A 9,558-nucleotide genomic window follows, 5' to 3' on the forward strand; every position below is an offset into this window, starting at 1 on the left:
CGCCCCGCAACGAGGCCCTTCGGGCCGCGGCGCCCCGTTTCCATGACGGACATCACACCCTCGGGCCCCGCGGGCGCCCGGGAGGTCGTCAGCGGGCCGCGCGCACGGCGTAGTTGAGGACCTTCTCGCTCAGCACCTCTTCCATCTCGTCCAGGACGACGAGCGCCTCGCGGGAGACCTCCGCGGGGTTGCGGCCGGCCATCATCTCCTGGGCGATGGTGACGATCAGGGTCTGGTGGACCCAGTTGATCTGGCCGGCCATCAGGCGGGGCATCGGGTCGTCGGCGTCGGCGTCGGTCTCCTCGCGGAGGGTGGCCTCCAGGTGCTCGTACTGCCGGCGTTGGAGGTGCCACATGCGGGCCTGGAGGGCGGCGGACTCGTAGATGACCCGCATGAAGTGCTGGTAGCCCTCCATCAGGCCGACCTTGGGCGAGATGCTCACCACCTCCACGCGCAGCTCGCGCAGTACGGCGGCGGCGGCCGACTCCCCCGCCGGGCGCCCCCGGACGTACCGGGAGAGCCGGTCGACCAGCTCCTGGCTCCGGTCCATGAAGAGGTCTTCCTTCGCCGGGAAGTAGTTGTAGACCGTGTTGACCGAGACGTCGGCCGCGGCGGCGATCTCCGCGACGGTCACCGCGTCGAAGCCGCGCTCCAGGAACAGCCCGGTGGCCACGTCCGAGATGTACTGGCGGGTCTGCCGCTTCTTCCGCTCCCTGAGTCCCTCTGCCATGGCCCCACCCTACCCTTTGCTGGGCTTCATTAAATTTTGGAGGCGTTGCAATTTTTCAGTGCCTCTGTTTTTCTGGGGCCATGCCCGTCCTCAGCACATCCGGCCTGGCCCGGACCTTCATGACGAAGAACGGTCCCGTCGACGCCGTCCGCGGCATCGACCTCACCGTCGAACGCGGCGAGATCCTCGGCTTCCTCGGCCCCAACGGCGCCGGCAAGACCACCACCCTGCGGATGCTCACCACGCTGCTCCCGCCCACCGGCGGCACCGCGACCGTCGCCGGCTGCGACCTGGTCCGCGACCCGGCCGGGGTGCGCCGGGCGACCGGCTACGTCGCCCAGTCCGGCGGCGTCGACCCCCACCTCTCGGTCCGCGAGGAACTGGTCACCCAGGCCCGCCTCTACCGCCTGACGAAACGCCAGGCCGTGGACCGGGTCGAGGAGTTGGCCGACGCGTTGGGCCTGAGCGGGCTCCTGGACCGGCGGACGGCCGCGCTCTCCGGCGGCCAGCGGCGCCGGCTGGACATCGCGATGGGGCTCACCCACCGCCCCGAGGTCCTCTTCCTCGACGAGCCGACCACCGGCCTCGACCCCGGCAGCCGCGCCGACCTGTGGGACCTGGTCCGGCACCTGCGCGACGCGTACGGCACCACCGTCTTCCTGACCACCCACTACCTCGACGAGGCCGACGCGCTCGCCGACCGGCTGGTCATCGTCGACGAGGGGCGGGTGGTCGCCGACGACACCCCCGACGCCCTCAAGCGCGCCCACGCCGGCTCCGCCGACGCCTCCCTCCAGGACGCCTTCCTCGCCGTCACCGGGCGGGGCGCCGCGCGCCAGGACACCGCCCCCCTCGCCGTATAGCCCCACCGCCGTAGAGGAGAACCCCCTTGTCCAGCCCCTCCCCCGTGCCCCGCGCCGCCGACCGGTCCGCGTTCCTCGCCGACACCGCGCTGATCTTCGGGCGGTACGCCCGGCAGACCCTGCGCTCGCGGCTGCAGATGCTCTTCGGCGTACTGATGCCGCTGCTCTACCTGCTGTTCTTCGGCCCGCTGCTGACCGGGCTCCCCCTGTCATCGGCGGGCAGCTCCTGGCAGGTGCTGGTGCCCGGACTGCTGCTTCAACTCGCCCTGTTCGGCGGCTCGTTCGGCGGCTTCGGACTGATCCTGGAGAAGCAGGCCGGGATCCTGGAGCGGATGCGGGTGACGCCCGTGAGCCGGGCCGCGCTGCTGCTGGGTCGGGTGCTCCGGGACGCCGCGCTGCTGCTGTTCCAGTCCGTGCTGCTGGTGCTCGCCGCGCTGGTCATGGGGTTGCGCGCGCCGCTGGCCGGGATCCTCGTGGGGTTCGCGTTCGTCGCCGTGCTGGCCGTCTCGCTGGCCTCGCTGTCGTACGCGCTGGCCATGAAGGTGCGGATGCCGCAGGAGTTCGGCCCGGTGGTCAACGCCGTCACGATGCCGGCGATGCTGCTGTCCGGGCTGATGCTGCCGATGGCGCTGGCCCCCGGCTGGCTCGACGCGCTGTCGCACCTGATGCCGCTGCGCTACCTCGTGGACGCGGTGCGGGCGGCGTACACCGGCGCCTACGCCTCGCCGGTGGTGCTCCGCGGGGCGCTGGTCGCGGCCGGGTTCGCGGCGCTGGCGATGGCCCTGTGCACCCGGGCCTTCCGCCGGGCCGCGGCGTAGTCTCACCCGTATGGTGAATCTGACCCGCATCTACACCCGTACCGGAGACAAGGGCACCACCGCGCTCGGCGACATGAGCCGGACCGCCAAGACCGACGCCCGGATCGCCGCGTACGCGGACGCCAACGAGGCCAATGCGGCGATCGGCGTGGCGCTGGCGCTCGGCTCGCTGCCGGAAGAGGTCGCCGCGGTGCTGCTGCGGGTGCAGAACGACCTCTTCGACGTCGGTGCCGACCTGTCGACGCCCGTGGTCGAGAACCCGGAGTTCCCGCCGCTGCGCGTCGAGCAGTCCTACGTCGACAAGCTGGAGGCGGACTGCGACCGCTTCCTGGCGGAACTGGAGAAGCTGCGCAGCTTCATCCTCCCGGGCGGCACCCCCGGCGCCGCCCTGCTCCACCAGGCGTGCACCGTCGTCCGGCGGGCCGAGCGCGCCACCTGGGCGGCCATGGAGGAGCACGGCGACACCATGAACCCGCTGACCGCCACCTACCTCAACCGCCTCTCCGACCTCCTGTTCATCCTCGCCCGGACGGCGAACAAGGAGGTCGGGGACGTGCTGTGGGTGCCGGGCGGGGAGCGCTGAGCCGGCCCGCCCCGCACCACGGCCTCACCTCGGGGACTTCTCCGGGTGCCGGGTCCGCGCCGCGTCCGGCGCGGGCCCGGCCTCGGGGGCCTTCTTCTGCCAGACGAGGTACGTCAGCGCGATCACGCCGTGGATCGCCACGATCCGCAGGGTCATCGCCTGCCAGCTGCGCAGCGACGTGATGTCCCCGTCACCGCCGACGTACCAGATCGCGGCCTGCAGCAGGGCGGCGGCCACCGCGGCCATCAGGACCGTGCGCAGCCAGAGTTTCGCCTCGTGCCGGAAGCGGTCCAGGCCGTACCGCTTGACCGGCGGCGGACCGCCGGCGAAGCGGTGCGCGACGAGCCGGTCGGCCCAGGTGAGGGTGTAGTGCCCGTAGGCGACGGTGTAGCCGATGTAGAGGGCGGCCAGGCCGTGCTTCCAGTCCGCGGCGGCGCCGTTCTTCAGGTCGATCGCCGTGACGATCAGCAGCGCCAGTTCCAGCATCGGCTCCAACAGGAGCACCGCCGCCCCGGTCTTCGGCATCCGCGCCATGTAGCGCAGTGCCAGACCGGCGGCGAGCAGCACCCAGAAGCCGACCTCGCAGACGATGATCAGGGTGACGACCACAGCAGTTCTCCTTTTCCGCCGTTCCGCGCCCCGGGCGGTTCCGGGGCTCCCACCGGGCGGAACGGTCCTGTTCAGGCTCGCAGCGGGCGGCGTCCGGAACGTCGTCGCCGGTGACGATCCGGCACTGCATCTTTCGATGTAGTCGCCCCGGTCCGCCGGGGGACGGCACCGGGCGCCGGCGCCGTGTTGGATGGAGGGGTGACTGCCAGACCCCTCGCCGCGCTCGGACGGCCGCATCCGCACGACGTGCTGCTCGCGGGCGGCGGGCTGGCCACCGGGGTACTGCTGTGGGCGCTGGGCCTGCAGGGCGGCCCGCCGCTGATCGGCCTGCCCGCGTCGTCGACGCTGCTCGCGCTGGCCGTGATGGCGGCGGCCGAACTCCTGCGCCGGACCGCCCCGATGACCGCGCTGGCCCTGGCGGTGCCGGCGCTGGCGCTGGACTTCTGCACCGGCACCCTGGTCGCCACCGTCCTGATGTTCACCGACGTGGTCTATGCCGCGGTGCTGTACGGGCCGCCGGGCGCCGTCCGCCGGATCCCGCTGTGCTCGGAGGTGCTGACGGTGCTGGCCACGGTCGCCACGGCGGCGGTGTGGCACGTTCCGCAGGTGGTGCTGGTCGGCATCGGGATCGCGTTGCTCACCGTGGCGCCGGCCGGGACCGGCCTGGTGATCCGCAACCACCGGGACGCCGCGCAGTCCGCCCGGCTGCGGGCCGAACAGACCGCGCTGCTGGCCGAGATGGACCGGACCCAGGCGGTGGCCGGGGAGCGCGCCCGGATGGCCCGGGAGCTGCACGACCTGGTCGCCAACCACCTGTCCGCGATCGCCATCCACGCCACCGCCGCACAGACCATCGACGACCCGGCCGCGACCCGTGCGGCGCTCGGTGTGATCCGTGAGAACAGCGTCCAGGGGCTGGCCGAAATGCGCCGGCTCATCGGGCTGTTGCGGGATGCGCAGGCCACCGGGGACGAGCCGGCCGCCACCCCCACCCTCGACGGGCTGGAGGCCCTGGTCGAACAGGCCCGGACGAACGGCGCCGCCAGCGGCCTGGCGTTCGTCCTGGACGACGCGCGGCGGACGGCGGGTCCGGGCAGTTCGGGTGGTCCGGACGGCGGGCGGCCGCCGGCACCGGTCGAGCTGGCCGCGTACCGGATCGTCCAGGAGTCGCTGACCAACGCGCTCAAGCACGCCGCGCCCGGCGAGGTCCGGGTGCGGATCGCCCACGACCCCGCCGGGACGCTCAGCGTCGCCGTCCGCAGTCCGTACGCCGACGGGCCGGGCCCCCGCGCGCCCGGTTCCGGGGCCGGGCTGGTCGGCATGCGGGAGCGGATCGCCCTGCTGGGCGGGGAGTTCGACGCCGGACCGACGGACGGGTCGGACGGCACGGTCTGGCTGGTGCGGGCAGCGCTGCCCGCCGCCGGAGAGGAAGGACGACGATGACGGGCGCCGCCGCACAGCCGATCCGGGTCCTGGTCGCCGAGGACCAGTCCGCCGTACGGGCCGGGCTGGTCCTCATCCTGGGCTCCGCGCCCGACATCGAGGTCGTCGGGGAAGCGGTGGACGGCGTGGAGGCGGTCCGCCTGGCCGGCGCGCTCCGCCCCGACCTGGTGCTGATGGACATCCAGATGCCCCGGCTGGACGGGGTCTCGGCCACCCGCCGGATCACCGCCGAAGGGCTGGCCGACGTCCTGGTGCTGACCACCTTCGACCTGGACGCCTACGTCTTCGGCGCGCTGCGGGCGGGCGCCGCGGGCTTCCTGCTCAAGGACAGCGACGCGGCGACGCTGCTGACCGCGGTGCGCACGGTGGCGGCCGGTGAGGGGCTGATCGCACCGGCGGTGACCCGGCGGCTGATCGCGGAGTTCGCCCGGCCGGGGGCGGCCGCGCGGCCGCCGCGGGACCGCCCGGCCCCGGACCCGGCGGTGCTGGAGGTGCTGACCCCGCGGGAGCGGGAGGTGCTGGGGTGCCTGGGCGAGGGGCTGTCGAACGCGGACGTCGCGCTGCGGCTGGCGATGGCGGAGGCCACCGTGAAGACGCACGTCAGCCGGCTGCTGGCCAAGCTGGAGCTGCGCAGCCGGCTCCAGGCGGCGGTGCTGGCGCAGGAGTTGGGGGTGGCGGGGCCGTAGGCCGCCGCGGCCGCGGGCCGCTCCGGAGGTCCGGGCGGTCCGCGGCCGCGGTCCGGTCAGCCGCCGGCCGGTGGCCGGACGGGCCGCCTCACGACGTGGACCGGCGGGCGGCGGCCCGCTGGGCGCGCCGCGAGACGCGGCCCTGGCCGCCGGCCGCCGCGCCGGGTGCGGCGTCCTCCGGGTGGATGCCCAGCTCCCCGGCGAGATCGGCCACGAACGCGCGCACCGTGGGGAACTCGACGAAGGCCGAGGTCCGTACCGGGTGGTCGAGTTCGTCGCTGAGCTTGGCGATGACCTCGATCAGGATCAGCGAGTCCAGACCCATGTCGAAGAGGTTGGTGTCCAGGTCCACCGCCTGCGGATCCGGGTTGCCGACCACCGCGGCGATCGCCCCCTGGATGAACTCGGTGATCAGGGCCGTCCGTTCGGCGTCCGTGGCGCCCTCGAAGCGGTCCAGCAGCCGGGTGCCCGCGGCCGGGGCCGGGCCGGTCTCCCGGCCGTGCGGCTCGATCCAGTACCGCTCGTGGTCGAAGGGGTACGTGGGCAGCGGCACCCGGCGGACGGGGTCGTCTCCGTGCACCTCCGGCCAGTCGACGTCCTCGCCGGCGGTCCACAGCCGCGCGAGCAGGTCCAGCAGGAACGCCCGGCCGGTGGTGCCGCCGCCCGCCGTCGTCCCGTCGGGCAGCAGCGCGAGCGCGGGCCGCCCGTCCGGTACGGCGGAGGCGGCGCCGTCGGCGTCCAGGAGCCGGCGGGCGGCTTCGGGCAGGGCCGTGCGGTCCGCGGCGACGGCCTCCGCGCCGACGCCCCAGCCGGCCAGGGTCCGCCAGGTCGCGTACTGGACGGCGAAGGCGGACAACGGGTCGTCCCCGTCCAGGAGTCCGGCGGCGCCGTCCGGGGCGCCGAGTTCCCCGGCGCACCGGTCGAGGTGCGCGCGGAAGGCGGGGACCTGCTCGTACAGTGCGGCGGCGTGCCCGGCCGGGGCGCCCGCGGGGGCGCCGAGGACCAGGACCGGCCGGTCGGCTCCCGGGGCCCCGGTCAGCACCCGGGCCCCGTCGCCGAGCGCCAGGGTCAGCGCGGCGTCCCGGACGTCGGTGGCGACCAGGGCGCGCCGGTGGACGTGCCGGCGGCGTCCGGTCGCCAGGGTGTGGGCCACCGCGGCCAGGTCGAGGTCGCGGTGCTGCCGCAGGTACCGGGCGAGGTTGGCGGTCGCGGTGTTCAGCGCCGTGGTGGTGCGGGCCGAGAGGACCAGGAGCCGGGGCCCGGCGGCGGCGGGCGCCGGGGTGCCGGCCGCGAGGGGTTCGGGGGCCTCCTCGACGATCACGTGGGCGTTGGTGCCGCCGATGCCGAACGAGCTGATCCCGGCCCGGCGCGGGGTCGGCCCGGCGGGCCACTCCCGGGTCTCGGCACCGACGTGGAACGGCCCCGCCGCGAAGTCGATCTCCGGGTTGGGCGACTCGAAGTTGAGGCTGGGCACCAGGGTGCGGTGGCGCAGCATCAGCACCGTCTTGATCAGACCGGCCATGCCGGCAGCGGTGTCGAGGTGGCCGACGTTGGTCTTGACCGAGCCGATCACGCAGGACTCGCGGTCGAGCCGGTCGCCGTCGCGGCCGAACGCCTGGTTCAGCGCGGCGATTTCGATCGGGTCGCCGAGCGGGGTGGCGGTGCCGTGCGCCTCCACGTAGGAGATGGTCCGCGGCGGGCAGTCGGCGATCTGCTGGGCCTCCGCGACGACGGCGGCCTGGCCGTCGACGCTGGGGGCGGTGTAGCCGGTCTTGGCCGCGCCGTCGTTGTTCACCGCGGTGCCCTTGATCACGGCGTGCACGGTGTCGCCGTCGGCCAGCGCGTCGGTGAGCCGCTTGAGGACGACGACGCCGACGCCGTTGCCGATCACCGTGCCCTGGGCCTTGGCGTCGAAGGCCCGGCAGTGGCCGTCGGGCGAGAAGATCATGCCGTCCTGATGGAGGTAGCCCTCCTGCTGCTCGGCCTGGACGTGGGCCGCGCCGGCCAGGGCCATGGTGCAGTCGCCGGACAGCAGGGCCAGGCATGCCTGGTGGACGGCGACCAGCGAGGTGGAGCAGGCGGTGTTGACGCTGACGCTCGGGCCGCGCAGGTTCAGCTTGTAGGAGGTCCGGGTGGCGGCGAAGTCCTTGTCGTTGGTGATCATCATCCGGTAGCGGTCCACGGACGTCGCGGTCCGGTAGCGCTCGGCGAGGTTGTGCAGCAGGTAGGTGTTCATCCCGACGCCGGCGTAGACGCCGATCGGCTGGTCGGTGCGCTCGGGGTCGTAGCCCGACTGCTCCAGGGCCTGGAGCGCGCATTCCAGGAACTGCCGCTGCTGCGGGTCGATCAGTTCCGCCTCGTCCCGGGTGACGCCGAACAGTCCGGCGTCGAACCGGTCGGCGTGCGGCAGGACCTGGCCGGCGCGCACGTAGCGGGGATCGTCGAGCGTCCGCTCGCTCACCCCGGCCGCGCGCAGTTGCTCCTCGGTGAAGTGGGTCAGGGTCTCCCGGCCCTCCTTCAGCACGTCCCAGAACGCGTCCGGGCCGTCCGCGCCGGGGAACCGGCACGCGAGGCCGATGATCGCGATGTCCGATTCCCGGGCCTCGGTCTGCCGGTGGTCCTGCTCGGCCTGTGTCGCCTGCTCGTTCATTCGTTCTCTCTCCCTCAACCGACCTTGATCCCGAGGTCCGCGGCGACCTTCCGCATGTCCAGGAAGGTCTCCGCGACGAACCGCGCACCGTCCTCGGTGGCGTCCATCTGCTGGAAGAGCTCCACCAGGGTCTCCCGGTGCTCCTCCCGGTCGCCGGTGCCCGCGGCGATCTCCATGACGACCCGCCCCAGCCGGTCCTCGACCTCGGGCAGGTCCAGGGAGCGGGGGAACTTGATGCTGAAGGTGGACCGGTCGTAGTCCTTGCTGCGGCGCACCGAGCGGACGTAGCTCGACGCGTTGAGCTTGTAGAACATGCAGCCCCAGTTGCTGAACGAGTAGTAGTTCAGCAGCGGGAACAGGGTGCAGTGGGTCTCCAGGGGAGAGGACTGGTACAGGCCCTTCTCCTTGAGTTCGGCCACCATCCGGTCCGGGTCGTAGTCGTGCCGCATGGCGATGAACGGGAAGACGATCTTGGGGAGTTCGTCGTCCTCGGCGAAGAGGATGTCCTCGATCTCGCCGTTGAACAGCTCGCCGACGAGTTCGGGTCCGAAGGTGCGGTAGAAGTCCCGCACGACCTCGCGGACGTTCGACTCCATCGTGAGGATCTGCTGCGGGTCGGCGCACAACGCGATGTACGGGATGCGCTCCCGGAAGGCGTGCAGGATCGCCCGGATGACGAAGAACGTGCGGCAGGAGACGCACGGCAGCTTCTCGTCGAGGTACTTGCCCGGCTCCTGGGGGCGCGGCCGGTTGAAGACGTCCCGCATCATCTTCTTGATGTTGTCGTCGTCCGAGTCGAGGACGAACGTGGCCGGCAGCTTCTCCTGCGCGAGCCGGATGTTCTGGGCCGTGTGCGTGCTCTCGAAGGGCACGTCGAAGGTGTAGGCGAGGGTCCGCTTGCCGTACTCGTTGACGAACTTGTCCAGCATGTAGGTGCTGTCCTTGCCGCCGCTGTACATGAAGAGGCAGTCGAAGTCGCCGCGCGGGTTGGGCGGCGCCTGCTGGAACTCGGCGAACACCTCGTTGGTGTACTTGTAGTTCTCCAGCAGGTCGCCCGCGACGTCGAGGTTGCACAGGTTGCACACCTGGTCGTCGTCGAGGACCACTCCGGGGTGACCGGCCTTGAGCGCGCAGATCCGGCAGCGCACGTCGGTGGTTTGCATGAGCTCTCCTTGG

The 9,558-nt window shown here is 72.8% G+C and carries 9 protein-coding genes; 5 read left to right on the top strand and 4 right to left on the bottom strand.

Annotation, left to right across the window (positions count from 1 at the left end; genetic code table 11):
• Window positions 1-88 precede the first annotated feature (88 nt).
• Entirely contained in the window at window positions 89-730 is a 642-nt protein-coding gene (locus CG747_RS01635) for a TetR/AcrR family transcriptional regulator (RefSeq protein WP_100599765.1), read from the bottom strand.
• Window positions 731-810: 80 nt separating this feature from the next.
• On the opposite strand from CG747_RS01635, the gene CG747_RS01640 reads away from it, so the two are divergent.
• Genes CG747_RS01640 through CG747_RS01650 form a run of 3 tightly spaced genes read left to right on the top strand, consistent with a single transcriptional unit; the run spans window position 811 to window position 2,994 of the window.
• A complete protein-coding gene (locus tag CG747_RS01640; protein ID WP_100599766.1) occupies window positions 811-1,593 on the top strand; it encodes an ABC transporter ATP-binding protein in 783 nt (260 codons plus the stop codon).
• A 26-nt stretch (window positions 1,594-1,619) separates the two neighbouring features.
• Window positions 1,620-2,411 (top strand): ABC transporter permease, encoded by a 792-nt coding sequence (locus CG747_RS01645; protein WP_257980169.1) that lies wholly within the window; start codon window positions 1,620-1,622, stop codon window positions 2,409-2,411.
• Window positions 2,412-2,421: 10 nt separating this feature from the next.
• Window positions 2,422-2,994, top strand: coding sequence for a cob(I)yrinic acid a,c-diamide adenosyltransferase (locus CG747_RS01650; protein WP_100599768.1), 573 nt, complete (start codon window positions 2,422-2,424; stop codon window positions 2,992-2,994).
• A 24-nt stretch (window positions 2,995-3,018) separates the two neighbouring features.
• Here the strand turns inward: CG747_RS01650 and CG747_RS01655 are convergent, their stop codons facing one another.
• The gene (locus tag CG747_RS01655) at window positions 3,019-3,603 is read right to left on the bottom strand and encodes a hypothetical protein (protein ID WP_100599769.1); all 585 of its coding nucleotides are present in this window, start codon (window positions 3,601-3,603) and stop codon (window positions 3,019-3,021) included.
• Window positions 3,604-3,801: 198 nt separating this feature from the next.
• Between CG747_RS01655 and CG747_RS01660 the strand changes: the two genes are divergently transcribed.
• Together CG747_RS01660 and CG747_RS01665 are read left to right on the top strand one after the other, a co-directional pair.
• Window positions 3,802-5,046 carry a sensor histidine kinase gene (locus tag CG747_RS01660; RefSeq protein WP_100599770.1) on the top strand — a complete coding sequence of 415 codons (1,245 nt, stop codon included), beginning with the start codon at window positions 3,802-3,804 and terminating at the stop codon, window positions 5,044-5,046.
• Window positions 5,043-5,732, top strand: a complete 690-nt coding sequence (locus CG747_RS01665) for a response regulator transcription factor (protein ID WP_100599771.1) — start codon at window positions 5,043-5,045, stop codon at window positions 5,730-5,732. Before CG747_RS01660 ends, CG747_RS01665 begins: the two co-directional genes overlap by 4 nt.
• An 88-nt stretch (window positions 5,733-5,820) precedes the next feature.
• On the opposite strand, the gene CG747_RS01670 is transcribed toward CG747_RS01665, so the two are convergent.
• Together CG747_RS01670 and CG747_RS01675 are read right to left on the bottom strand one after the other, a co-directional pair.
• Window positions 5,821-8,382: a beta-ketoacyl synthase N-terminal-like domain-containing protein gene (locus CG747_RS01670; RefSeq protein WP_100599772.1), complete on the bottom strand. Its 2,562-nt coding sequence runs from the start codon at window positions 8,380-8,382 to the stop codon at window positions 5,821-5,823.
• 14 nt (window positions 8,383-8,396) lie between these two features.
• The gene (locus CG747_RS01675) at window positions 8,397-9,545 is read right to left on the bottom strand and encodes an OzmP (RefSeq protein WP_100599773.1); all 1,149 of its coding nucleotides are present in this window, start codon (window positions 9,543-9,545) and stop codon (window positions 8,397-8,399) included.
• Window positions 9,546-9,558 lie beyond the last annotated feature (13 nt).

Origin of the sequence: Streptomyces sp. CB02959, from assembly GCF_002803155.1 — a bacterium.
Lineage (GTDB): Bacteria > Actinomycetota > Actinomycetes > Streptomycetales > Streptomycetaceae > Streptomyces.

What these genes read in the sequence shown, in the direction of transcription:
- CG747_RS01635 (WP_100599765.1), bottom strand. Translation starts at nt 730, where the DNA reads ATGGCAGAGGGACTCAGGGAGCGGAAGAAGCGGCAGACCCGCCAGTAC.
- CG747_RS01640 (WP_100599766.1), top strand. Translation starts at nt 811, where the DNA reads ATGCCCGTCCTCAGCACATCCGGCCTGGCCCGGACCTTCATGACGAAG.
- CG747_RS01650 (WP_100599768.1), top strand. Translation starts at nt 2,422, where the DNA reads ATGGTGAATCTGACCCGCATCTACACCCGTACCGGAGACAAGGGCACC.
- CG747_RS01665 (WP_100599771.1), top strand. Translation starts at nt 5,043, where the DNA reads ATGACGGGCGCCGCCGCACAGCCGATCCGGGTCCTGGTCGCCGAGGAC.
- CG747_RS01670 (WP_100599772.1), bottom strand. Translation starts at nt 8,382, where the DNA reads ATGAACGAGCAGGCGACACAGGCCGAGCAGGACCACCGGCAGACCGAG.
- CG747_RS01675 (WP_100599773.1), bottom strand. Translation starts at nt 9,545, where the DNA reads ATGCAAACCACCGACGTGCGCTGCCGGATCTGCGCGCTCAAGGCCGGT.